Consider the following 25210-nt stretch of genomic DNA (forward strand, 5'->3'; position numbering starts at 1 on the left):
TTTTCGTCACTAATCCGTCACTAATAGCGTTGAAAAGGGCTGTAAAAAGTTGGTCGATGTTGGAAGATGCAGATAACAAAAAAACCCGGAAAATCCGGGCTATTACTTGTTTCGTTGCTTCTCTATGGTTGAAGTTGACCTATCTTGACATAAGCCAATATACAATCTTGGTGTCAAGGAGGGGAATTGAACCCCTATGGGCTAGTGCCCACTAGATCCTGAATCTAGCGCGTCTACCAGTTCCGCCACCCTGACGCCTCAACGCATGAGATTTTATCAGCTGCGCGGCGTTTTGGCAAGGCTTTGGGCGAGTTTTTTGCGCTGCGGAGTTTGTTTTTTCACGATATTTTTGCTCACTTTTGATTAGACAGAATTAAACAAAAGAGCTGCGCACAAAGTCCCCGTTCTTACATTTATGTTAGAATTTAGATATTGGGGAGGGCGCGGGGCTCCGTTCCGCCGCGCCTTAAAAAATTGAATAAAAATCGGAGGGATTTGTGTGAGAATCATGCAGGTGAACGCTGAGAAATGCGTTCAGTGCGGCGTGTGCATGGAATCGTGCTCGACCGCATATTTCAAGGAAAATTCACGCGAGCTTTCAAGGGTCCAGGTCAACGATTTCGCCGGTTTCCCGAATATCAATATCTGCACGCAGTGCGGCGCGTGCATCGCCGTCTGCCCGACGCAGGCGCTCGAGCGCGACGCGAACGGCGTCGTGCAGGTGCGCAAGGACAAGTGCACCTCGTGCCTGATGTGCGTCGGCTTCTGTCCGTCGGCGAGCATGTTCTTCAACGGCGACAAGCAGACTGAGCCGTTCAAGTGCATAGCCTGCGGTATCTGTGCGCGGAAGTGCCCGACCGGGGCGCTCGAGATTATCAACGTGCCCGCGAAGGCATAGAAGGAGGAGATTTCTTATGGCTAACGCTCCGATGAAGGTTCTTGCGGAATGGTCGTATGAACCGGCGAAGATTCATCACGGCTATTCCAAGGAGACGCTTTATATAGGGCTCGGCAACAAGGACGGGAATTACAAGTTTGAGAAGCGCCCCGTCTCCGAGGATATGATAGAGAAGTTCACGGGCGGACGCGGCTTCGGCCTCAAGCTGCTCTGGGACGCGGTTACGGAGAATACCAAGTGGGACGACCCGGAGAACGAAATCGTCATAGCGGGCGGCCCCTTCTGCGGCATCACGCAGTATCCCGGTACGGGAAAGTGCTATTCCGTATTCCTTTCCCCCGCGACTAAGCAGACCTACAACAGCAACGCGGGCGGATATTTCGCGCCGTTCCTCAAGTTCGCCGGCTTCGACGCGCTGGAGCTTCAGGGCAAGGCCGACCGTCCCGTCGTAATTTTCATCGACGGCGACAATTACAAGATAACCGTTTACGAGTCCACGCTCGAGGACCCGAACGCCTACGCCGTGTCGGAGGACCTTCACGAGTATTTCGCGAAGGACGAGGCGGACAAGCGCACGATATCCGTCATTTCGACGGGCATGGCGGCCCGCACGAGCTACTGGTGCGGGATGAACTTCAGCTTCTACGACGTGCGCCGCAAGGCCGTTCGTCTGAAGCAGGCCGGACGCGGCGGCGGCGGCACCGTGCTCTGGGACAAGAACGTCGCGGCGCTCGTGGTGAAGCGCACTCACTTCACGGGCCTAGAGAACGACCCGGTGGATGTGAAGGCCATCCAGCGCTGCGGCGCGAGCATCCACAAGCGCATCCACGACCTCGACGACAAGCAGAGCAAGATGCGCTCGGTCGGAACGGCGCACCTTATGGAGATAATGGACGCCTACGACCTTCTTCCGGTCAACAACTACAAGTTCGGACGCCACAAGGACATCGACAACGTCAGCTCCGACGCATACAAAAAGCTCTTCACGCAGGGAATGGCGGACGGTTGCTGGTACGGCTGCTCGATGGCCTGCGCGAAGGCCGTCGACCACTTCCCGCTCCAGACTGGGCCGTGGAAGGGCAGAGAGGTCATTGTAGACGGCCCCGAGTACGAGACTGCCGCGGGGCTCGGCTCGAACCTCGGCATCTTCGACCCGTACTGGACGATAGAGGCCAACTTCTACGCCGACCACTACGGCCTCGACACGATATCGCTCGGCACCGGCCTCGCCTTCGTCTGCGAGTGCTTCGAGCTCGGCCTTATCAATAAGGAGAACACGCACGGCCTCGACCTCAACTTCGGCCAGAAGCACGACATCATGGAGCTCATCCACCGCATCGCTCGCGGGGCCGACGAGTTCGCGATAGCCTGCGGCCACGGCGTCGAGCAGGCGCGCGAGCACTTCGCGAAGGAATACGGCGCGGACATGGATACCATGATGAAGATAGGCATGGTCTGCCAGGGGCTCGAAGCTTCCGAGTACCGCTGCCAGGAATCCATCGCTCAGTGGGGCGGCTACTTCCTTACGCTCAAGGGGCCGCAGCACGACGAAGCGTGGCTCATCTTCATGGACATGGTCAACAAGCAGCTGCCGACCTACGAGGACAAGGCGGAGGCGCTCTTCTTCTTCCCGAACTTCCGTCTCTGGTTCTCGCTCCAGGGGCTCTGCAAGCTTCCGTGGAACGACATCGAGCCCGCCGACAACGGCATGAAGTACAAGGGCATCGAAGCCGCCAAGGTTCCCGAGCACATCCAGAACTACCTCGACATCTACGAGGCCATCACCGGCAAGCATCTGACGCGCGACGGCCTCATCGAGCAGTCGGAGAAGGTCTACAACTTCGAGCGCATCTTCAACCTGCGCATGGGCAAGGGCACGGCGAAGTACCACGAAGCGCCGGACCGCGGCCTCGGCCCCGTCTGGGAGGACGAGTGGAACGCGCGTCCCGACTACTTCGACGGCAAGCTCAGGGAGTTCGGCGAGAGCACCGAGGGCCTCAGCGTCCGCGAGAAGATAGACCTGCTCCAGAAGCACCGCCGCGAGCAGTGGGAGATGCTCAAGATGGCGGTCTACAAGCGCCGCGGCTGGAACAAGAACGGAATCCCGACGCTCGAGACGGCGCACCGCCTCGGCATAGACTATCCCGACGTCGTCGAGCTTCTGAAAAAGCATCTGAAGCCGGAGGACGAATTCGAAGCGTAACGAAGGAGGAGGCCGCATGATAACCGTCAACGGAGATCCGTTTCCGTGGAGAGAGGGGCTCACAGTCAGCGAAGTGATGAAGGAGAAGAACTTCAAGTTCCGTCTCATCTCCGTCTGGGTCGGAGACAACTTCATCGACAAAGAGCGCTACGCGGAAGTCAAGATTCCGGACGGAGCGGACGTGCAGGTCATTCACAACATCAGCGGCGGCTAAGCGCGCCGCGCATGAAAGTACGGCGGGCCGGAGACATCCGGCCCGTTTTTCGTATTCCGGCCCGTTCGGAGGCCGTTTCGCGCGAAAAAACCTTTTATATCTAAGCATAAAGATATAGTCCTATCCGTCGCGGCATATTTGTATCTCTGCATAATCATTTCGCGGTTCCGCTTTAACCTTTTTACTACGCGCCCAAAATGTGATATTGTACAGATGTTACAAAATTCACATCCGAAAGGTCGTGCTGCAATGGACAACAACAAAGTCAGTTGGGTCAATGTCATCAAGTTCGCGGGCGCAGTCATCGCGTTCTTGATCGGCGCCGGTTTCGCCACCGGTCAGGAAGTCCTCCAGTATTTCGCCGGGTACGGGTATGAAGGGCTGCTCGTCGGAGCTTTCGTTCTCATCTGCTTCGTCTATCTCTGCTCCAGCTTCATGTGCGCGGGGTATGACGAGCACTTCCCGAACACGAACGATATCTACCGCTACTACTGCGGCAAGTATATCGGCGGCTTCTACGATTATTTCTCCATCGCGTTTATTTACATGTCGTACATAGTCATGCTCGGAGGAGCCGGCGGAACCTTCAACCAGTACTACCACCTTCCCCCCGCGTACGGCGCGATCTTCATGCTCGTCGTCTCCGTCGGCGTCGTCATCCTCGGCCTCGGTAAGATAGTCGACGTCATCGGCTCCATCGGGCCGCTGATCGTCCTCATCGCGCTCGGCGTAGGAGCCGCGGCCATCATCACGAACCCCGGCGGCATCGCCCAGGGCGTCGCGCTCATCGACTCCGGCACGCTCGACCCCGAAAAGTTCATCCGCGTCGGAAGCAACTGGTTCATGTCCGGATTCTCCTACGTCGGCTTCTGCCTCCTCTGGCTCGCGGCCTTCTGCGCGGCTATGGGAACGAAGGCCAACAGCAAGAAGGAAGCCGTCATGGGCGCGACGCTCGGCGCTACCGGATTCGTCGCCGGCGCGCTCGTCCTCGCCTTCGGTCTTCTCACGCAGTTTGAGTCGCTCTACGCCTCCGACATTCCGTCGCTCATCCTCGCCGAAAAGCTCTGGCCGCCTCTCGCCTCGATATTCTCCGTCGTAATCCTCGCCGGTATATTCACGACCGCAGTCCCGCTTCTCTGGACCGTCTCCGCGAGATTCGCCCAGGAAAAGACGACGAAGTTCTACGCCCTCACTGCCGGCCTCGGCGCAATAGCCTGCTTCGTAGCGCTCATGCTGCCCTTCCGCAAGATCGTCAACATCATCTACGGAATCAACGGCTACGTCGGCATCCTCGTCATTCTCTTCATGTTTGCGAGGACCTTCGGCCTTACGAAGAAGCTCGGCAAGTAACGGATTTTCGCAGAAATCAGCCGATAAAGGGCGTCCCGCGCGGGGCGCTCTTTTTTCATGCGCCTGAGACGGCGCGGCGGCGGCGCGCCATGTGATATAATCTCGCTATATATGCGTAAACGCTTCGGAGGTATCGAAAGAATGTCCCGAACCAACAAGGACGACAGGGATTTTTCCCTGGCCAATAAAAAACCGCGCAGAAAAAAATCATTCGCTTCCAAATTTTTCGCCTCGTTCATGCTCACGGCGGCCGTCGCCGCGGCCGTGATAGCCGTCGCGTCGCTGCTCTTCCTCAAGGAAATCACCGAGTCGCTGCCCACGACGCCCGAGATACTCGCGCACGAGCCGAGCCTTGCGACGAAGGTCTACGACCGCAAGGGCAGGCTGATAACGCAGCTCTTCCAGGAAAACCGCACGTGGGTGAAGCTCCAGAACGTTTCGCCGTGGATGGTGAAGGCCATCCTCGCCGCCGAGGACGACAAATTCTACGAACACGGCGGCATCCGCCCCGTTTCCATAGCGCGCGCCTTTATGGTGGACGTATTCCACGGCGAGGCGAAGCAGGGCGCGAGCACGATAACGCAGCAGCTCGCGCGCAACCTCTTCCTCTCCAACGAAAAGACGATAATCCGCAAGGCGCGCGAAATAGTCCTCGCGATACGGCTCGAGCGCATCTACACCAAGGACCAGCTGCTCGAGATGTACCTCAACACGATATACATGGGCCACGGCACCTACGGCATAGAGGCGGCCTCGCGCGAATATTTCGGCAAGGCTCCCGCTAAGCTCGACATCAACGAATCCGCGGTGCTCGCCGGCCTCGTAGCCGCGCCCGAGAAATATTCGCCCTTCCGGCATGCGGGCAACTCGCAGGCGCGCAAGTCGTACGTCCTGCGCAGGATGCTCGACCTCGACTGGATATCCAAATCCGACTACGACGAGAACATAAACAAAGCGCCGAAGCTCGCGGAGAGCGCGCGTCGCGGCAACCCGATAACGCTCGAGGACGCGCCCTATTTCGTCTCCTACATACTTTTCAGCCACCTGCTGCCCTCCTACGGCGCCGACAGGATTTACCGCGGCGGCCTCAGCGTACACACGACGATAGACAAAGACCTCCAGGCCAAGGCCGAGGAGCTCGTCTCCGCGATGAAGCACGAAGGCGCGCTCGTCGCGATAGACCCGAATACGGGAGAGATACTCGCGCTCGTCGGCGGACGCGACTTCAACAAGAGCAAGTTCAACCGCGCGACGCAGGCCTTCCGCCAGCCCGGCTCGGCCTTCAAGCCGATAGTCTACGCCTCCGCGCTCGAGCAGGGCTACCGCGGCGTGGACCACGTGCTCGACGCGCCGCTTGAATTCCCCAACGGCTGGGCTCCGGGCAACTACACATCCGACCAGTACGACGGCGAGATAACGCTGATGCGCGCGCTCGCCCGTTCGATAAACACTTCCGCCGTGCGCCTCGCGCAGATAAGCGGCGTGCGCAACATAGCCGACCTCGCGCGGCGCATCGGCATAACGACGCCGCACCTGCCGGACGACCTCTCCGTCGCGCTCGGCACGGCGAGCCTGACGCCGCTCGAAATGTGCGTCGCATATTCGGCGTTCGCCAACAACGGCTATCAGGCGAAGCCCTACGCGATAAAAGAAATACTCTCGCAGCGCAATGAGACGCTCGAGCAGAACGGCCCGCAGCTCACGCCCGCCATGACGCCCACGGTCGCCGTCACGATGCGCTCGATGCTCCAGCAGGTGACGGGCTGGGGCACCGGCGCGCGCGCCAAGGTCGGCGGATATGAGACCTTCGGCAAGACGGGAACGACGAACGAATGGACCGACGCGTGGTTCGTCGGCGGAGTACCAGGGCTGGTCGTAGTAGTCTACGTCGGCAACGACGACCACAAGCCGCTCGGCGGCAAATCCACGGGAGCCGTCGCGGCGCTGCCGGTCTGGAAGAATTTCGTGGAATACGCTGTAAAGACGCTCAACCTCCCCGCGACATTCTCGATACCGACGGACGCCGAGGTTGAATCTGTACGCGTCTGCAAGGCGACGGGCTTCCTCGCCGCGGCGGGCTGCGAGGCGACGGAGCTGCTGCTGCCGCTCGGACACGCGCCCTCGTCGCTCTGCCCGTGGCACGGCGGCACGCTCGCAGGAGCGCTCGCCGACGCGAACGCCCCCGTCCTCCTGCTCGCGCCGATAGACGAAGAAACCGACATAAACCGCTATGCGCTGCACCTCGGCGGCGCGCCAGCCGTACAGCCGCAGCCCGGCGCTGAAACTGCCACAGGCCCGACGGAGCCAGACGCGCCCGCAGCGCACGTCACGCCGACGCAGAAACCTCATGTGCAGGAGCCGGCGAAGGTCCCAAGCGCGAAGCCCGCGCCGGCCTACCAAAAGAGAAATTACGACACGCCGGAGGCCGTCGAAGACCGCTACCAAGAGTTGCTGAAGCAGTACGGAATAATATAAAAGAAAAAGGGGCGCGAAGCCCCTTTTTTCATACCTGCGAATAATGTTTTGATTTTACGTATCAAGCTCGTAATAGTAGAGCCTGTTCGCCGCCGCGTCGAAAATTGCGAACGTGAAGTTCATTGATGCGCGCGAAAGCAAATCTGCGCCGCTGTCGGAATTTGCCTCCTCGTGCCTGTCCTTGAAGAAATAATATCCCTTTTCTATCGCGGGAAGCAGAGCGCTCCCGCCGCGCCCCGTGACGAACGGCCCGGTCTGACGCGGGCCTTCGCGCAGGCCGTAGGCAAGCGCCGTCAGCGACCGGTCGAAAGGCAAGGGTTTCCACGTTTCGCTCGCCTCAAGCTGCGCCGCAAGCGCACGCCCGTCCTCCGCGCCGAAGTCCATCACGATAAACCTATGCCCGTCGCCATGGCATCCGCCGTGCGTATCCTCGCTGCGGACGACCTGCCCGCCCTCGGGGGTAAAGCCCAGAACCGCGGCGGCCTTCGCAACTTCGCCGCTCGAACGCATATAGACGGATAGAGCGATGACGGCGGCGAGAAGCGGAATTATATATCTTCGCAGCGCACCGGCGGCCGTCATATCCCGACGCGCGCGGCGCTAATTTCCGCCGTTTCCGAAGGCTTTGGCGAAAATCTCGTCCTGCTCCGGCAGATGCGTCACGAAGCCGACCGGGATTTTATTCCCCGTCGCCTCGATGACGCGGCGAGCATCCTCCGCCTTGAAAGCTCCGCAGAGCTCTATACAGCCGACGCCCTCTTTCAGCAGCGCCGCAGCCTCGCGGCAGGCCGCTTCGACGGACGGCACCCCGATAATCTGCGCCGCGCCGCCGTGAATCGCGGCCCTGTCCTTCGACGAATCAAAATCCCCCATTATAAGAAAAGCGAACTTCATCATTGCGAAACCTCGTAAAAACCCGTCACCTTCGGCCACGGACGCGGCACGAAGCTCTTCTGGAACATGTGCAGCGCGAAGCGGTCCGTCATGCCCGAAATCATATCGACCGCCTCGCGCGCCGAGCCGCCGTTGCTCTCCATCCGCTTGTTGAAAAGCGCCGTAATGACATGCTCCACGCGCGACTCCTCGATAATCGCGTTCGTCCGCGCATAGACGTGCTCGTACAAAAAGCTGCGCAGCCGCTCAATCTCGCCGAGCATATCCGCGCTGAAGCCGATCGCCTCCGGCGTACTGTTCGCGACCACGTCCGTAATCATGCCGTCGATGCGGCGCGAATTGCGCATAGTTATCAGCGCGCGCATATCCTCCGGCATCTCGTCCGCATCAAGCAGCCCGGCGCGCAGCGCGTCGTCGATGTCGTGATTCAGATAAGCGAGCGAGTCCGAAATGCGCACCACCCACGCCTCCATGCTCGACGGATTCGTCAGGCCGTAGCCGGAACGCACGTCGACCTGCCCCTTGGAATGCTGAAGGATGCCCATGCGCACCTCCCACGTGAGATTCAGCCCGCGTCCGTCCTTTTCGAGACAGTCCACGACGCGCAGGCTCTGCGCAGCGTGATGGAAGCCCGACAGGCCGTTCTCGCGCGCGAGCCTGTCCAGCACGCGCTCGCCCATGTGGCCGAAGGGCGTATGGCCGAGGTCGTGCCCCAGAGCGATAGCCTCCGTCAAATCCTCGTTGAGCCGCAGCGCGCGCGAGATAGTCCGCGCAATCTGCGAAACCTCGAGCGTATGCGTCAGCCGCGTCCTGTAATGGTCGCCCTCCGGAAGAAGAAGGACCTGAGTCTTGTATTTGAGCCTGCGGAAAGATTTGCAGTGGATGATCCTGTCCCTGTCGCGCTGGAAACAGGTGCGTATCGCGCACGGCTCCTCATCCCTCTCGCGCCCGCGGCTGTTCGACGACAGACAGGCGGAAGGGGACAAAATCGCGCGCTCGACCTCCTCCCACCGTTCGCGTATATTCATATCACAAGCCTCCCAACAGTGAAAAAATTCAGCGTCCGCGCCGGAAGCCGTCCAGCACATGCGAGCGGCTCACGTAAAGCGCGAGCGGCACGCCGATGCCGAAGCATATAGCCGACTGGCTCAGCGCTATATAGACTACCGAAAGCCAAACGGGCGTCCCCGTCAGAAACGCGAGATAAACGCCGACGACCGCGGCGTTGACCGCGACCGGCGGCACCGCGGCGAGCCACACGTTCGGCATCCGCGAAGTCAGCCACGCCGCCGCGAGAGTGGCCGCGCTCCCGAGCACGACGTCCGCGAGTCCGAAGCCGCCGAGCAGATTCGAAAGCAGACAGCCGGCGAAAAGCCCAGGCACAGCCTCCGGCACAAAAAACGGCAAAAGCGTCAGCGCCTCCGCGACGCGGAACTGCACCGGCCCGAAAGAGAGCGGCGCAAGCGCCATAGCAAGCCCCGCATAAAGCGCGGCAATCAAAGCCGAAAGCGCGATTTTATAAGACGGACTAAAAGTAAAATTTCTCATAGAGCTATTATATCAGATGCGCCCGCGCGCAAACCGCGAAAGCCGCATAAAACAACCGTCGCGCCGCGGACGCGCCCGCGGCGCGATAAAACGCGCAGAGCCTCGGACAAATATGCCAAACAGCCCGGCGAGCGGAATCTCACCGGGCTGTTCGATGCTGAATGCGGACGCGACAATTATCAACGCCGCCGCGAAATTGTTTTGTCTATCAATCCTCCGGCGGGTTGATGCTACGCCAGTACACTGCGGGGAAGGTGCTTATGACGCCGTACCAGCGTCTTTTGAGATTCACCGTTCCCGGGCATACGTGGAAGGACATGTGGACGTACTGCGCCAGCGCGTAGTTGAGCTTGTCCTTGTCCGCGACCAGGACGTACTCGTGATTTTTGGGCTTCTCGTGGGGGAATATCTTCCAGCGGCATTGTTCTTTTAGATTTTCGATTTCAAGCTCCAGCCTGCCCCGGTATTCGTTCATATGCGCATTGTCGTCGGAATGCATCAGAAATTCCCCTTTCGTCAGAGCTGTAGAAAAAAATATCCGTTCTGCTAGCAACATTATTGTACCATGCCGTGCAGGATGTTAAAGCATTATAACGGCAAATCGCAAACGCCGGCCTGCGTTTGCGCCCGGCACAAAAAAGCCCGGTGAGCTGAATTCTCACCGGGCTGATTGATGTTGGTGGAGACGCGGAACTTCGCAAATTTTACAAAATACAGCGATATAGCGTAATTATTTACACATTATCACTTTGTGTAGTGCTTTTTATAGTGATATTTCTTCAAAACCTCACCACCGAATAAGTCACCCCAACGCCGCAGACAGCCTCGTCTCTAAAGGGGTCATATCCGCCGAAGAAGCCAATCGCCCACGGTGAGCTAAGGCGCTCGTTCCGCTGCGCGAGCTTCTCAGCCTCATCCTGCCACGCCTTGCGCTCTTCCGTTACGGCGGCCTCCAGCGCGCTGAATTCTCCGGCAATCTGCTCGAGGCTCGCGTTCTGCGCGGCGAGGTACTCGCGCAGCGCGCTCAGCTCCGCCGCCTGCGTCTCTATAAGCTCCACCGTGTCGCGCCCGTCGCGGACCGGCACGATGTATGCCGGCGCGGCCAGCTTATAGCCCTCCGGCCGCAGTTCTATACTCCCGGTACCGCCCCAGGAGGCCGTTCCAGCGATCAGCGATACAAGCATCATCAGCGTCAGCAACATCGCGCATGACGTTATCCTTCGCATTCTTCACCACCTCCGGCAATTTGTTCTTTCTCTGCTGCGCCTCTGTTATCGTCTCGCCTATCTTCCTTGACGCTTCGTCGGTTATGGACGCCTCCATGACGGGCGCGTCGACGTGTTCCGCGTTCCTCGCATTGAGCCATATCGCGGCCAGAGCGCCGGCCGCGAAGACAAGCAGCGCCGCAGCGCCCCACAGCCATTTATGCTCGTTAAATATCTCTTTCAGGCTCACACTCATAACGCCCTCCTCGCGGCCGCTTCACGGCTTCATACCCAGACTTCCCCGCGGCGGCCGCAAAGACAACGCCGCCGAAATATATGCCGAGCTCCTTCGCGTTCACGGGTACGTCTTTGGAGAGCAGCCACGCCCCGACGAAGACGAGCATGTTCACGCCCCACGTCAGTATCGCAAGCGGCTTCGTCCACGGCAAAGTGTTGAGGAAGCCGAAGAGCCTGCTAATCTTTCCGTCCTTCATCGTCTTTCATCCTCCCCACTTCGAGCCTCTGGTCGACAATCCTGTCTATCCACCCGCCGCCCTTGTGCACTGCTACGGCGACCATCGCGGCTATGCCGTAAGAGCCGAGGTCAAGCTCGCGGCCTATGCACGTCACGACGAAGGCTAAGAACATGTCGGAAATCATTCCGACTATCAGCTTCGTCAGCTTAAAGCGCTCTTTGCCGAGGTGCTTCTGGAGGAAATCGACGAAGCTCGTGACGAGTCCGACCATAAGAAATGGAAACAGCAGCGTGAACACCCTGCGGCAGCTCTCGAAGAAGTCGCTTATCTCCTGCTGGCTCATCTTCTTACCTTTTTTTCGTCCTGTAGTCCCAGCGCGCGCGACGGCCTCGCACGTCGACGTGGATGCCCCAGTCGTATATGCCTATGCCGCCGTTCGCAAATTCCGGAATCTCTTCGGCAAACTTCTTCAGCTCCTCGGGAGTGAGGTTCTCGCACCATATATCTGCCGCGAGCCCTTTCACATGCATACTGCCTTTCGAGCCGCCCACTACTTTGTTCCATTTCGGGCATCTGTACCCTGAGCTGACGAATATCGCCTCGCCTATGAGGTCTCGAAGCTTCTGCAGCGCGTCTATAAGCTCCTGCCTTATTCCGTAGTGCGGGCAGTCGAAACGGCTGCACTTGCAGGCGAACTCGGAGAGCTTGAAATTCTTCGTCCCATGCGCGAGAGCTTCAGTCATGCCGTTCCGTCTCCTTCAGCCATTCGCCGTATTTCCTCCACAGCGAGCAGACGCTCCTCGCGTAGGCGGAAGAGCTTCCCGCGCCGTTGTACCTGCCAGCGACGGCACGGATTATCCCGCCGTCTATCTCCTTCCTCTTCCCCATAATGAGGTTGACGGCGGTATTATGTTTTGCGAGTTCCTTCCGAAGCAGTACGGCAAGATGCGCCGCGCCGAAGCGGACGTTCTGCGCGGGGTCGCACAGTGTCGCGACGACGTTTCCGTCTCTCTGCTCCTTGCTCATATATCCCCACGCAAGCGGAAGCATAAGCTGCATAAGGCCGTAACTGGATGCGACGCAGGGAACGGCTATATCCGCCTCGTCGGAGATTTCCTCGCACCTTGCTTTGTATCTCTTTTCATATTCCGGCTCGTAGCGCACCGCGTCCTTGTCGCCGCCGGACTCCTGCTCGATGACGGCAAGAATAAGGGCCGCCGGACATTCCGTCTGACGGCCCCAGTATTCGGCCAGCTTGCGCCACTGCGTGACTTTCTCGTTAGGTTTCCAGTCGTTCAATGCGAAATCCTCCTTCACACAAAAAATGGAGAGGCAAGCCTCTCCATAGCTATCGACTAATCCCTTGTAAATTACTTGGACCCCGGTACAAATATAACTAATACAGCGCTATCCTATGTCGCGGAAGCAGATCTTTCAGCACGTAATATCTATGGTAGGTAGCAGCCTGATGAAATTTATAACAGTCAAGTGTAAGGCCGTCCTCCGACCTAGCAAGGTAGCCAAATTTTTCTATTTCCATTGCCCACTCGTTTTTATCATAGCGCGGAGCATCCTCTGGAAGCAGGCCAGATTTATACCATGCGTCCGAACGAGTCTCCTTGTCGCCGACAACATTAAGTACAGAGAGAACCCTGCCGCGTATATCATCATACGCTACCGGCTGCGTGTCAGCATATTTCTTTTCTGCGTATGCACGCAATTTCATATACAAGGCTTTGCATCCTTCAGCGAAACTGGCGACATTATCCCTTACAGATAAACAGCCGTTGCCCGGGCGAGGCTTCTCAAAATAGAACTCCCATTTAAGAAACGGCATATCCGGCAGGGACATCACGGCTCCATGCCCCAGGGCAGAATCTCCGCCTTCCGCAAAATCGCTTTTTACTTTATCCCATAAGAAGAAAAACGGAACTTCACTTTTTAATATCATTCCTATTTTTTCAAATAGACTGGGATATGCGTATTCTCCATTTACCTTCATAGAAGAAGATTTTATCCGATTGAAATCCGAGCTGAAACCTGAGAAGCCATAATGTGAAAAAGTGTCCATGTAAACATGTGCAGCAACACCTAGCAGATGGAGGCCATAATCGTAATCTCCCCTGTCCTTAAGAGCATAGTCTATATGCTCGTCAAACATTATATTCGCTATCTCGCTGTTTCTCTGACATATCGCACGTTCTTCAAGCGTCTCTCCCTTGCCTCCAGGGAGAAAATGATTCGGGACCCATACTTTTCGCTGTATCTCTTTATTGTACATTACAGTATCTTGTAACTTGTCACTGTAATCCGCCACACCTGCTACCGTATCGGCTATCATAGTCTTAGCGGAATCTATAAGCTCGTGCGACGTAGTAAATGTAACAAGCATTCCGCCGTCGTTATTGCATCCATTCTCGTGACTGGACGAATCGTCAACGAATTGCGAAGCATAAGCTATGATTCTTGCTTTTTCTTTAGGAATGCCTGCTGCCAGAGCCATTGCTAACGTACCGTAATAGTGCATATCCACTTGCATTCATATCACTTCCTTAACCTATTTTGACTAATTGTATCAACACTATAAAAGATGTACAAGGATATAAAAGAACCCGGCGTCATGCCGGGCCCTACCGCTGTTATTTATGCTAGTTTAATTCCTCGTTTCTGCCGCTCATTCAAATTCGATAATGCCGGCGACTATGTCCACAGCGTCAAAGACTATATCCTCAGGAGCAGTTTCAATGAACTCAGCATTCCGGCTCACGATATCAAGTATTTTCGCCTGGTCGCACATCACGACCCCAGTCGTGGAAGTTCTTTCGTCAAGCCTGACATGCAGCTCGCTTCCCCTGTCCGTGTTGGTGATGGGACACACCATAGCCGCCGACCTCGTGTAGTCGTTGAACGTGTCGTTGCTTATGACGAGCGCGGGCCTGCGCCCCGCCTGTTCGTGGCCGGACTGCGGGTTCAGGCTCAGCCATATAATATCTCCACGCCTGGCTCTGTACGCCATTACAGCACCTCGCCTCCGCACGGCGCTCCGGTATCCCATTCCTCAAAAGAATACTCGCCGCTCGCGTTTGCAAGGCGTTCCTTCAGCGTTTTATGCCTGCGCCGCACCTTCGTTATTACTATCTTATCCTCTTCGGCGGAAAACGTAACAACGTCGTTCTCCTGAATCAACGCTGCGGAGAGAATCGATTTCGGCAGACGCACCGCGTGGCTGTTGCCCCATTTCTGTATAGTACCGTTCATCGCCATTCCTCCTTTGTCTTACAACAAAAGTATAGACAATGTAGATACTTACGTCAAGAAACAGATCTGCGCGCTATAATAACAAACGAAAGGATGTGACGCATATGTGCGACAGCAACTGTCCAAACGCCGTAAAGCATTCTTCACAGCCGCATGATGCGGCTGACAATGAAGTATACGCCATATCCTCACGCCTGATTATACGGAATCGGGAAGCGTACTTGAAACTCGCCGGAGATGCAATTAAGTCTGCCAAAGACAAACCTTCGCTGAATCATTAAGCGCTACGCCGCCCCCGTCACCTCCGTCCACTGCCAGAGCCCCGCGGTGTCCGGCGGCCAGACGCAGGCGGGCATGTCGGTTTCGGCTTTATAAAGCTTGCCGTTATAGCTGTAGTAACTGTCTTTCTCCACGTCCATGCCGTAGATGAAGATATAAGGATTGTCCTGCGTGCCGTCCGGCTCCGTGCCTGTTTCGGGATCGACGGAGAGCGGCCGGTAGACGGCGAGCATACCCTCGGCGCTCGGCGGCTGGTGTTCCTGCGCCGTGACGCCGCCCGAGGATACTACTTCGTAGACTATGCCTTCGTGCTGTATCCTTCGGCCTTGCGGGTATGTCTCGCCCGCCGTCCAGACGGGGAAGAGTTCGGCTTTGGCGAGCAGGCTGAACTCGGCGGAGGTGAAACTCATGGTCTGTACCATGTTCACGCGGGATTTGGCTGCGAGGACGGCGTCGGCTTCACGTTTTGCCGCCGCTAGTTCCGCCGCGGCTATTTCTTCTTCAGTTGGCACGTATGGCTCTTCGAGGATTACTTCTTCGGGGTGTTCTTCGGCGTATGCGTTTATCTCGGCCCATTCTTCGGCGAATTCGCCTTCGTTGGGGACGTGGTACGGAAGGCCGTTTTTGTCGATTACGTAGCTGTTGTCAGCTGTTCGTTTGATTATGGACATGTTTTATTTCTCCTTTTTGTTTTTTATGATTGTGGTTTGTGGATGGTGGTGTGCCAGTAACGCGGGCGTAGGCCCCCAGGGCCCCAGCGGTGTGTACACGGGGCCTTTGAAGCCTACGACGAGTTACTGGTGCGCTGCGCTACATGGCTCGACTGTCATTGGTACTCGCCCAGCATACCTTGACGTTTATCTTCCCTCTGGCGGCACATGGTGTTATACGTTTCTTGATGCAGCCAATATGCTAAACCTCACAACAAGAAGCGGTATTGCAGCTGGCGGGAATACCATAGGACGCCGAACTTTCACTTCAAGCACTGACACTACATCTTCTAAGGGACAGCCAGCTCTCTTTGTTTTATGCTGGCGTATCCAGTAATTTTATTGAATACGCCAGCAAAAAGACTGTGAGGTATTACGGTCAGTGCTTCCCATTAGGCTGCCACCTGCTGCAATCGTTGCTTGTTGGTCTGCTCCGTCATATCCCGAAAACCAATAAGCCCACGTACCACCAGACGGTAGATAAGGTCTTTTGCTGCCACTGGAACCGCATGTCCAGTAACTCGTCGTAGGCTTCAAAGGCCCCGTGTACACACCGCTGGGGCCCTGCGGCCCCTGCGGCCCGGTGGCACCTTTCGGCCCCTGCGGGCCTGTGGCTCCTGTGTCGCCTTTATCGCCTTTATCTCCCTTCGGCCCTTGGGCTCCAGTGGCTCCCGTATCGCCTTTCTGGGCTATGAGCGCCCAGTACGTCGTGTTCGTTACGGCGGTGCCTGCGGGCGCGCCGTCCTCCGCTATGCAGACGTAACTCGAGCCGTCGTGCATCACCATGTCGAGAAAGTCGTAGTCCGCCGTCTCGCTCCATTCGCCTTTGCGGAGAGGGAATATCGCCCCTACTTCGATCTCTGCCATTGCTTTTCCTCCTTATGTTTATTTGATAATTCTTCTCGTTCCCTTATGCGCTTCTGCCCGTTTACCCGTTCGTGATTATGACGAGCCTGTTGCCTTCAAGCCGCGCGCCCGTCACGCTCACTCCCTGCGGGCCCTGCGGACCTTGTATCCCCTGAGGCCCCTGTTCTCCGGCGGGCCCCTGCGCGCCTGTGTCCCCTGTGTCGCCTTTATCGCCCTTGTCGCCTTTTGGCCCCTGTTCGCCCTGAGGCCCCTGCGGGCCCTGTATCGTTCCGTTGTCCACCCATTCGGTGCCGCTCCATATATAGATGCTGTAGGGCGCGGAGGCGCCTATGCCGTAAGCGTCTCCGGTTTCGGGCGAGGAGACGGCGCTCTCTAGCGCGGAGAGGCTTTCGTAGTAGCCGGAGATGGTGAAGTCCTTGCCGGGGTCTCCTTTATCCCCCTTGTCTCCCTTCGGCCCCTGCGCGCCCTGCGGACCTGTCTCGCCCTGTTCGCCCTGCAGCCCCTGGGCTCCGGTGTCGCCCTTTTCGCCCTTGAGTCCGGCGAGCTGCTCCGGCGTGAAATCCTCGTATGTAAAGGCGTCTCCCTTGTCGCCTTTCGGGCCGGTAAGCGCTTCGAGCTGCTCTTCCGTGAAGTCCGCGTATGTGAAGGCTTCTCCCTGCGGCCCGGCGTCTCCCTTCGCGCCGTAGAGCGTCCACACATCGCCCTCCTCCGGAGCTATGCCCACGGTTTCGTCCGTTCCTATATGCAGCCACCACGAGCCGCCGTACTTCACGCAGTCGAGGAAGGAATAGGCTGCGTCCGCGCCGTAGTCGCCGAGGAAGGCGACGCGCACGCGCCCCGCGTCTATCTTCTCCTCGCCGTCGGAATAGACTATAACGTGGCCGGACGTATTTATTTTTATGTCGTCATTGCCCGCGTCGCCGTAGTAGTCGACTACGAGCCTGTTGCCCTTGATGCGGAATCTGCCGAACGAAAACGGGATATAATCCTGCGCGTGTTTGCGCGCCTCTTCGGCATATTCCTCCGCGTCCTCTATAAGCCCCTCCATCTCCTCGACCGCCGCGTCAATCTGCGCCTTGTTCTCCGCAGAGAGATTCTCCGCTATCTGCCGGGCGGCGGCCATCGCGGCCTTCGCCTCTTCCACTGCGTCGAGCAAGGTCTGATACGCCTCGCCGGAATCCGTCTGGTCCACCGGCCCGACCACCGCGCGGCGCAGAGTCTCCGTAATCTGCTGAATCATCATGACGACGAGGTCGAACTGCTTCTCAATATCCTCGGCGAAAAACTCGCCCTGGTTCAGCAGGTCGAGCAGCTGAAGCACCGGCACGACGCGCATAATGATGATCTGGTCCTCCGCGGAAAGCGGAGCCTCGCCCGTCCCTTCGGGCGGATAGGTCACCGTCTTTTCCTGTTCGTTCAGCACATACCCCCTTTCAAGAAGCGCGGACTCCTCGTCCCCGCGCTTCACCCACACCTGAAGGTGCGACGCGTCGTACAAAAGAAACGTATACGGCCACACCCTCGTCACGCCGTTGCCGGCGTAAATATGCTTGTTCACGTCGCTTGGCACCGTCACGCGGCCATCCCCTTTCCTGCGTCAAGATATGAAAAAAGCGCCCCGTGCGGAGCGCTTTTGTTCCTATATTGTTAACGGACCGGCATATTGTTTGATTTTCTTTCGCTGTCCTATCATTGATTGCAGAGCGCGTAAAAAATCTCCGTTGCCTGCTTCCTGAGCGGCAAGATATAATCTTTTAGCGCCGACAACCGGAAGCGGCGCAGTTATCAGCGACATACCTTCAACTATATTCCATATTCCGCGTTCAAATTTAGTCATTCCGGTATATTTACTTACTTCGTCCGGGTCTTCGGATGTAACGTCCTCGTACCCCTTCAATATTTTTGAAAGAGGCGCGACAAACGCGGAATAAGTCGTTCCGTTGTATCCTTGGCCTGAAAAAGATTCCCAGAAGGACATCAGCTCTTTGCCTACGAGCGGAATAGATTCCACCGTCTGCTTAGTGAAAGCTGACAGCACCCACGCAGTCCAGCTTTCGTCATTGTCGTCGTCGGGCATTCCGTCAACTATTGCCTTCATCGCTACAGCGCAAATTAAACAGGCTGCAATGCTGCGTAAGGCTTCAGGATGTTCACCACGTTTTATTGCCTGAGCCATATCATAGGCCGTCATCCCGAGCAAAGGAGCCGCGTCAGACGTGAATATCATCATGAGCCTTGCAAGGCCGCTCTGCCGCCATATCATCGGCGCGTCCTTAAGCATGGGCGTCTGCTGCGTAAGCAGCACCGCGCGCTGAGCAGCCCTTATAGCCTGCTCGCGTGACAACTTTTTCTTGATATTCGAGTCAAACGTGGCTTTCCACCCAATAGCGGCGACCACCCTATCCATGTACGATATGGGCGCGATGAGAGTCTCCATCGTCTTCTTATAGGCATACTTCGCACTGGCGGTCACAGTCGGATCATACTTGTCCAAGCCGAAAAACGCGTTCGGCAAACGGTCGCGCATCTGTGGATCCATTGCATATATATCCTCCAGGAACTGTTTAGGATGCCTTACATATTCTGCCACGGCATTCGCCAACTCCGCCGGACCTGCCGTGACGATAAATCTGGGAATGGAGGTAGTCTGCTTCAGCACAGTCCCCAGATTCGCGGCCAAATACGTATATGCCATATTCGTGCCGAGAAAGTTTCCAAGCTTATCAAAAACGCTTTTGCCGAGCGTCAGTCTGTCGCTGTTCACAAGATTGATATATTCCTGTACAGCACGCCAAGTCCCTGCGCCGAACTTCTCGCGAATAAGTTTCGGAAGATTGTATGAGCGGCCGCTTAAGTCGTCAAAGTTCTCTGTGAACACGGAATGGAGGTCCGGTCCTATCTGCGCGAAAGCCGCTGTGTGCTCCATGGCGTCGACCTGCGTATTCCAAATGGACAGCAGCCCCAGTTGTATCGGAGCCTGTCGGTTGCGCCCTATTTCCTTGCCCGGGATGACACGGGGATTTAAGAAGCCTCTTTCCAATCCCGCTTTTCTTGCCCCTGCCTGTTCGGCGAGGCCTCTCGCGTAGGCCGCTTCGTCTGCGTCTTCAAGTCCATGGTTCGACGTGTACTCCAACCGGTGCATCGGCGTATAGTTCTCCTCCTTGAGCATGCCCTGGTTGAAGTTGACTATAAAGATGTCGTTCATACGCTCGTAGTTCGCGTCGTACTCCTGGACGACATAGTCGGCAAGCTCCTTTTCTTTCGGGGTCAGAGCCTTGATGCACTCCCCTATATGCGCGAGCACTGCGTCCGGTGCAGGCACATCGTTACCGGGAGCGTTAAGAGCCTTCGCGTTCTCCTTAAACCATTCGTCGGGAATAAGATTACGCATGTTGCCGTAGATGAGCGCCTGAGACGATTTGTCGTTCTGCATCGCAGTATAGATAGACAGCAGTTCGTCGACACTGTACTCATGCCCTCCTATTCTGCGTTTTTTGCTCAAGTCATGCAGCGTTATCCCGAGCGACTTCATCTTCTCGTTCATTGCGTCGTGGCGTTCATGAATGTGCTTCAGCTTTGTATCATAGGCGGCGTTCACCTCGTCGACGCAGTGCTTTGAAAAAGCGCTGTTGAATTTTCCCTGTCCGTGCCCTATCCAGTCGAATAGGCGGATTGCGCCGAGCGTGTTCGCGTATGTCCAGTCCTTCAACTTTTCGGCCTGTCCGCGTATGCCGTCATACTGCTTTGAGAGGTCTTCCGAACCAGAGACAGGGCCGGATTTTATTTTGCTCTCAGTCTTAGCAAGGTCTTCGGCACATTCAGTTCGTATCTTGTTTCGTCTCTCGACAATACCGGCGCGCCACACTTCATACTCTCTGCGACCGCGATCATGTATCTCGTTTATCTCTTTTGCGAGGGCAGCAATCTCAGAGAGCTTCGCGTCGGAAAGACGAAGGTCGTTCAGCGTCATGCCTGACGCTTCGAGCTTTTCTATCAGCCTTACGAACGGAGCATCCTTAGGGTTAATGTCTCTATAATCCAGGCCAAGGTCCTGTTTTATGGCATCCATAAGAGACGCAGCCATCTTCATCCTTTCCGTAGGATAGACGGCGGCGAACTTAGATTTGCGCCGCCTCCGTCCGGGCCGTTTTTTGTCCAGCTCCGTATCGTTGAGATTGACTATCTGACGGCTTTCTTTCAGTTTAGTGAGCATCTCCTGCTGTACGGACCATATCACTTTATCGTCGTTGACATCATGATTGATACTGTTCAGCAGCTCGTCTATGTCTCTGAGCATTGCACGCCTTTTTTCAAGACGTTCGAACATAGCTTCACGTTTGCTTTTTGTCTTGTAATCGAAGCCAGGACGCTGAAATTTTGCGCCGCGTTCTCCTTCGCTTCTTCCTCTATCGTAGCCAAGCGCCTCGCCGAGCCGGAATTTATTTCGTGCTTCACGAGTATTGCTCTTCTCAAGCTCAGAAATACGCTCTTGAAGCACATCGATTTCTTGAAGAAGGTCAGCAATCGTCGCGTCAGCTGAGTACGACTCATCCATTTCCTGCGGCGTAGCGAGCAAACGGTCGAAAACGTCCTGGACTTCAGGCGTGATTTCTTCTCCGGCGAATTTCGCGTTCGAATAAATCTCCAGCAGCCACATACGCATTTTCTTGAAGATAGAGCGAAGCGATTTCGACGGCGCTTCTCCTGTCATCACGTAGGTCTCCATGGCACGAGCCCATTTCTCATGCGCCTCCGTCAGTCTCGCACGCTGCGAGTCGTCGAGGCTGTTCAGATCAGAGAGGTCCATGTCGGAAACGCCGAGGTAGTCAAGGACAGTTTTCAAGTCGCCGCTTATTTCTGTATCCGCTTCAGCCTTATATCCGTAACGAATGAGGTCGTCCAGGATAAGATGCCCCATCTCATGGATGAAGGTGCTCCTGTCTGCCGTGCGGAAAAGCGTCACAAGCGCTTCGCCGGTATTACGGTTGAACGTAATCCCTCCGCGCTTGCCTTTGGCAGCGGATTGATAGAACCGGTTCAGCTCCTCGTTCACCTTCTCGTACTTCTCCGCCAGCCGCGCAAAACCGTCGGACGAGACAGCCTGCGTTTCGCCCTGCGCAGATGCCTCAGCGGCTTCGGAGGCCGGTTCGCCGGATACGGCTTCCTCAGAGTTGACATTATCCTCGCTTTCTGATACGTTAAACGTGCCTCCTGTTGGCTGTGCTATCTCTTCTTCTGTAAGAGATGTACGGAGGGTACCGGGAGGCATTTTTTCTGCTTTCAGCAGCTCAAACGATACCAGCTCAACAGAATAAAGATTATTGTCCGTTCCACGTACCTCGCGCACAGTTATATAAGCAATAGCAGCGTCTTGGCCGTCTGGCACGACGACCGGCGCGCCGAAACGTTTTATCTGCGTTACGTTGGGGCGTTGTTTTTCATCTTCTTGAGTAAAAAGCAACTCTGAATTCTTATAAAGTTTTAGGATATTTGCGACGGCTGTGATATGGTCTCGAAGAGTAAAGCCGTTGGCAAATGATTTCTCGGTTGCCTTTTCTGAAAGCATCTTCTTTATCCCGTTAGCCGCCAGCGAAACCGTAATCCCGTCGCTCTCGTTATCTACACCTTTCTCGGCTTTCTTTATCTGTTCTCGAAGATAAGCCCGCGCCGCGTCAAATGAATTAAACACCTTATCGGGCATAGCCCTGCGCAGATTCTCTCCGGCGTTCGCACCCTGTTGATAATACGTCTCGGCGATATTCACATCCGCGTCGTCGAAAATGACGTAGTTATAACTGCCCTCGCCCAAGTACCTGCTGTTCCCGTCGAGGTATTTTATTCCGGGAATACCCGCATCTTTAAGCAGCAGACTTGCCTCTCTGTCTGAACCGAGAAGGTCGCTCAATTCCTCGTAAAAGCTTCTGCCATCCCCGCCCCATAATTTAACCAGTGCATCATGCGGCATATCATGAACTGAGAAACGGTCTTTATTCTCTTCGAGCCATGCGAGTCTGCTTTCTGACGCTTCGTCCTTCTCGTTTTCATAATATTGCCGCGTCGAATTTACGGCTTCTTCAAGCGATGAACCGTAAAAGACTTCGTTCTTTATCCGGCGTATCACATGCGCGCCGTCGCCGCCGTACATCTCCGTAAGAGCGCCTGCATCGCTGTCCGCTAAGCTACGGCCGTCAAGCAGCAAATCCTTCGGAAGCTCAACGCCTTTGTTTTCGAGCGCCGCGAAGACCTTATCTGCCTGTTCTGTGGGTACATCCCTATCCCAGAGCAGATAATCCCCGTCGTCAGGAATATCGACTTTATACAATGCGCCGGGGTGTATTTTGTAATGCGCGAAAGTTTTATCAAACCATTCTATCGCTTCTGGGGACAGCCTTTTTTGTTTCGCTTCGTTTATCGTTTTGACAGGATTACCGTGTATCGAAAACGTGTCTAGTATTTCCATACAATCGCGGTATAGCTGGGCTTTTTCTTTGTCAGAAGTTACCCGCTCCTCTAAATAATTCCACCATTCCTCTATATTGCGGCCATCGTACTTTATTTCAAATATATCTTCGTATTTCGGCCTTGTGAGATTATCGCGGTACCACTCGCTGACTTTCTTGTTGCCAGCGAAATACAGCCCCCAGCCGAACGCCTGCGCCCCCTCGCCCGTGCCGATGTTCTCCGTGCTGAACCTGTCGAAGCGGAAGGGCGAGCCGTGCCACGCCGTCTGATAATAAGCAGCAGGACCGTCGTTATCGCCGCTTTCAACACGCAGACGATGTAGTTCCTTAGGACTCATATTCAAACGTTTGCCGAGCGTGTACAGATAACGGCTGTAGAGGTCTGCGTTGGCGACGCTCGCCTCGTCGTCCATGCCGGCTTCGCGGAGTTTCGAAGATATCTCGCGGCGTACCTCCACAGCCTCCTTCGCATAGCTGTCGCTCTGCTCCAAAGGGTCCTGAAGCTTTCTGTTCAAGCGTTCAGCCGCTTCTCTTTTTGTAACGCCTCGCGCCCCGTCGCGAACGTCCATATCTACGGATTTTGCGAATTCAGGATGCTCTGCCGCAGTTTTTTCAAAATTCTCACGTTTTACAGCTATCTCGCCGAGCTCGTTTATGACGCTGTCTTCTGTTATCCCGAGAGACACAGCAACGTCTTCGGCGGCCTCCGGATTCGACTGGAAGAATGTGTCGACCGCGTCCTGTCCGAGAAAAACGAGACCGTCTCCCGCCGCTGGAACAGCGCCTTCGGCAGAATCGGCCGCAGCGTTGTCCGATATCACAGCCGGCGCTGCAGCATTTTCCGAAGCGGAGAGCTTTTCTGCCGCCGCAGTTCTTATTCCTTCAGCGGAGTTCCGGTAACGCATTGCACGCCTCACGCCGCCCGCCGTCGAATACGCAGAGCCCGGAGTCATCATAAGCGTGATGGACGGCAGGGCTTCAAGCCCCGCTCCGGCTATGTTCGCAAAGGCTTCCTCCAACGTCATGTGGTCATATTCCGGAAGGGTCAGCATTTTCAGAGGCTCGCCTATTATGATTGACGCGGCTTCCTGCATCATCTCTTCCACGTCTTCGTCCCATACGCGCCCGGCAAAGTTCAGCGCGCCCGTTTTCAGAGCGCCGGAGACCGTCGGATTCTTTGCGGCTTGTTTTGCCATAAAGGCAGCCGTAAGCTTTTCCAGCTTAGAGGCAACGGCGGGGTGAGCTGCAAGCCCTTTTACAGCGCGTTTTCCGTAACGGCGCAGGTAGTCCATGATCATATCGCCGCCGATTCTTTCTCCAAACGAAGAAAGTACGCCGGAAAACATGTTGCGCTCTATCCCGGCCGAGACCGCGCCGTAAAGGAACGAAGCGGGTAGCGCGGCCGTTTGCGGAACGCCTTCTTTTACCAAGTCCTCGTTGAATTCAGCCGACTCTCTCAAAAACATGCGCGACAACATCGATGAATCGTAGGCTATCCTTGCAGCTGCAAGCGCCGTCGCTCCGGCTGCTACAGTCCCGGTCACTACTCCGGCCGGCACAAGAAGCGGCGCGGCCAAAGCGCCGGCGGCGAGGCCGGCTCCGGCCGCCCAAAGGTCGCGTTTGTCCACCCACGACGCAACGCTTCCGGCGGCGTCGAAAAACGCCTGTTTCAGCCCCGGATTATAGTCGGGCGGCGAGAGTTCAGCGATTTCCTTGTCTATCTCGTCCATGCGTTTCGCAACGCCGTCAGACGGATGAAAAAGGTTGTCGTAATACAGAGCGCCGCGTTCATCACGCAGTTTGGATATTTTTACACCGTTGACTATATTTTGCGCGATACTCATGCGCTCTTTTACGAGGCCGCTTGACTTTGCCATGCGGTAGAATTCTTCGTCTGCGAAAAAAGCCTCCGGGTTCACTCCGACGGCCTCTGCTTCCTGCGTGCGAAGATACACCTCTTTAGGCTCAAGCCCCGTAACTTTCGATATAGCCTCTATGCGGTTCATCTGCATATAACGCTTGCGCCTGGATTCAGATTCATCTGTGCGGCCGAAAAGCGAATTAACCTCTGATGGTTCCTTCCTCAACAGCATCTCGCCTTCATATTGAGACAGACGTTTAAGTATTGCATCGTCGGAATAACCTCTGGCACGGGCTTCGGTTATCGCGTCCTTCTTACTGGGATAAGCCAGAAAAAGATAATCGTCGTCCGCGCGTATCTCTTTGCGTTCAGAGGTATATGTCGGGTCCTGTGCAAGACGGAAAGAATCTTCATCGAAGTTTTTAGTCAGAACGGTGCCATCTTGCCGCGAAGGAAATATAGTCGCTTCCGCCCCCTCTTGTGTCTGACTTAGAAGTTCTTCATCCATACA

23 protein-coding genes and 1 tRNA gene are annotated in these 25210 nt (G+C 56.1%); 5 read left to right on the forward strand and 19 right to left on the reverse strand.

Annotated elements, in window-relative coordinates:
* Positions 1-168: 168 nt before the first annotated feature.
* Positions 169-255 (reverse strand) — tRNA-Leu (locus ABGT66_RS03745).
* A 253-nt stretch (positions 256-508) separates the two neighbouring features.
* Between ABGT66_RS03745 and ABGT66_RS03750 the strand changes: the two genes are divergently transcribed.
* From ABGT66_RS03750 to ABGT66_RS03770, 5 genes are all read left to right on the forward strand, one after another.
* Positions 509-898, forward strand: a complete 390-nt coding sequence (locus ABGT66_RS03750; protein WP_294193858.1) for a 4Fe-4S binding protein — start codon at positions 509-511, stop codon at positions 896-898.
* 16 nt (positions 899-914) lie between these two features.
* Positions 915-3101, forward strand: coding sequence for an aldehyde ferredoxin oxidoreductase C-terminal domain-containing protein (locus ABGT66_RS03755; protein ID WP_346688933.1), 2187 nt, complete (start codon positions 915-917; stop codon positions 3099-3101).
* Between the two features lie 16 nt (positions 3102-3117).
* On the forward strand, positions 3118-3315 hold the full coding sequence (gene thiS, locus ABGT66_RS03760; protein ID WP_294193837.1) for a sulfur carrier protein ThiS: 198 nt from the start codon (positions 3118-3120) through the stop codon (positions 3313-3315).
* Positions 3316-3564: 249 nt separating this feature from the next.
* Positions 3565-4665 (forward strand): hypothetical protein, encoded by a 1101-nt coding sequence (locus tag ABGT66_RS03765; RefSeq protein ID WP_346688934.1) that lies wholly within the window; start codon positions 3565-3567, stop codon positions 4663-4665.
* Between the two features lie 111 nt (positions 4666-4776).
* Positions 4777-7140, forward strand: a complete 2364-nt coding sequence (locus ABGT66_RS03770; RefSeq protein ID WP_346688936.1) for a PBP1A family penicillin-binding protein — start codon at positions 4777-4779, stop codon at positions 7138-7140.
* A gap of 54 nt (positions 7141-7194) precedes the next feature.
* Here ABGT66_RS03770 and ABGT66_RS03775 read toward each other — a convergent pair whose 3' ends face one another.
* The 18 genes from ABGT66_RS03775 to ABGT66_RS03860 all read right to left on the reverse strand — a co-directional run bounded on the left by ABGT66_RS03775 (position 7195) and on the right by ABGT66_RS03860 (position 25207).
* Positions 7195-7722 (reverse strand): hypothetical protein, encoded by a 528-nt coding sequence (locus ABGT66_RS03775; protein WP_346688938.1) that lies wholly within the window; start codon positions 7720-7722, stop codon positions 7195-7197.
* Positions 7723-7740: 18 nt separating this feature from the next.
* Complete coding sequence (locus tag ABGT66_RS03780; RefSeq protein WP_346688940.1) at positions 7741-8037, reverse strand: DUF6506 family protein; 297 nt, start codon at positions 8035-8037, stop codon at positions 7741-7743.
* Positions 8034-9062: a deoxyguanosinetriphosphate triphosphohydrolase gene (locus ABGT66_RS03785; RefSeq protein ID WP_346688942.1), complete on the reverse strand. Its 1029-nt coding sequence runs from the start codon at positions 9060-9062 to the stop codon at positions 8034-8036. The genes ABGT66_RS03780 and ABGT66_RS03785 overlap by 4 nt, the downstream gene beginning before the upstream one ends.
* A gap of 28 nt (positions 9063-9090) precedes the next feature.
* Entirely contained in the window at positions 9091-9582 is a 492-nt protein-coding gene (locus tag ABGT66_RS03790) for a QueT transporter family protein (RefSeq protein WP_346688943.1), read from the reverse strand.
* A 208-nt stretch (positions 9583-9790) separates the two neighbouring features.
* The gene (locus ABGT66_RS03795) at positions 9791-10057 is read right to left on the reverse strand and encodes a hypothetical protein (protein WP_300263173.1); all 267 of its coding nucleotides are present in this window, start codon (positions 10055-10057) and stop codon (positions 9791-9793) included.
* A gap of 304 nt (positions 10058-10361) precedes the next feature.
* A complete protein-coding gene (locus ABGT66_RS03800) occupies positions 10362-10667 on the reverse strand; it encodes a hypothetical protein (RefSeq protein ID WP_346688945.1) in 306 nt (101 codons plus the stop codon).
* Positions 10668-10689: 22 nt separating this feature from the next.
* Complete coding sequence (locus ABGT66_RS03805; protein WP_346688947.1) at positions 10690-11037, reverse strand: hypothetical protein; 348 nt, start codon at positions 11035-11037, stop codon at positions 10690-10692.
* Positions 11015-11281, reverse strand: a complete 267-nt coding sequence (locus tag ABGT66_RS03810; protein WP_346688948.1) for a hypothetical protein — start codon at positions 11279-11281, stop codon at positions 11015-11017. Before ABGT66_RS03810 ends, ABGT66_RS03805 begins: the two co-directional genes overlap by 23 nt.
* Positions 11262-11606, reverse strand: coding sequence for a hypothetical protein (locus tag ABGT66_RS03815; protein ID WP_346688950.1), 345 nt, complete (start codon positions 11604-11606; stop codon positions 11262-11264). The genes ABGT66_RS03810 and ABGT66_RS03815 overlap by 20 nt, the downstream gene beginning before the upstream one ends.
* 4 nt (positions 11607-11610) lie before the next feature.
* The gene (locus tag ABGT66_RS03820; protein ID WP_346688951.1) at positions 11611-12006 is read right to left on the reverse strand and encodes a D-Ala-D-Ala carboxypeptidase family metallohydrolase; all 396 of its coding nucleotides are present in this window, start codon (positions 12004-12006) and stop codon (positions 11611-11613) included.
* The gene (locus tag ABGT66_RS03825) at positions 11999-12562 is read right to left on the reverse strand and encodes a lytic transglycosylase domain-containing protein (protein ID WP_346688952.1); all 564 of its coding nucleotides are present in this window, start codon (positions 12560-12562) and stop codon (positions 11999-12001) included. The genes ABGT66_RS03820 and ABGT66_RS03825 overlap by 8 nt, the downstream gene beginning before the upstream one ends.
* Before the next feature lie 97 nt (positions 12563-12659).
* On the reverse strand, positions 12660-13802 hold the full coding sequence (locus ABGT66_RS03830) for a DUF6765 family protein (protein WP_346688953.1): 1143 nt from the start codon (positions 13800-13802) through the stop codon (positions 12660-12662).
* 135 nt (positions 13803-13937) lie between these two features.
* The gene (locus tag ABGT66_RS03835) at positions 13938-14279 is read right to left on the reverse strand and encodes a type II toxin-antitoxin system PemK/MazF family toxin (RefSeq protein WP_346688955.1); all 342 of its coding nucleotides are present in this window, start codon (positions 14277-14279) and stop codon (positions 13938-13940) included.
* Entirely contained in the window at positions 14279-14521 is a 243-nt protein-coding gene (locus ABGT66_RS03840; RefSeq protein ID WP_346688956.1) for an AbrB/MazE/SpoVT family DNA-binding domain-containing protein, read from the reverse strand. Before ABGT66_RS03840 ends, ABGT66_RS03835 begins: the two co-directional genes overlap by 1 nt.
* 284 nt (positions 14522-14805) lie before the next feature.
* Positions 14806-15471, reverse strand: coding sequence for a hypothetical protein (locus tag ABGT66_RS03845; protein WP_346688957.1), 666 nt, complete (start codon positions 15469-15471; stop codon positions 14806-14808).
* A gap of 378 nt (positions 15472-15849) precedes the next feature.
* Positions 15850-16377 (reverse strand): hypothetical protein, encoded by a 528-nt coding sequence (locus ABGT66_RS03850; RefSeq protein WP_346688958.1) that lies wholly within the window; start codon positions 16375-16377, stop codon positions 15850-15852.
* A 61-nt stretch (positions 16378-16438) separates the two neighbouring features.
* Positions 16439-17953, reverse strand: coding sequence for a hypothetical protein (locus ABGT66_RS03855; protein ID WP_346688960.1), 1515 nt, complete (start codon positions 17951-17953; stop codon positions 16439-16441).
* Positions 17954-18016: 63 nt separating this feature from the next.
* The gene (locus ABGT66_RS03860) at positions 18017-25207 is read right to left on the reverse strand and encodes a hypothetical protein (RefSeq protein WP_346688962.1); all 7191 of its coding nucleotides are present in this window, start codon (positions 25205-25207) and stop codon (positions 18017-18019) included.
* Between the last annotated feature and the right edge of the window lie 3 nt (positions 25208-25210).

The organism is uncultured Cloacibacillus sp., assembly GCF_963926575.1.
Lineage (GTDB): Bacteria > Synergistota > Synergistia > Synergistales > Synergistaceae > Caccocola > Caccocola faecigallinarum.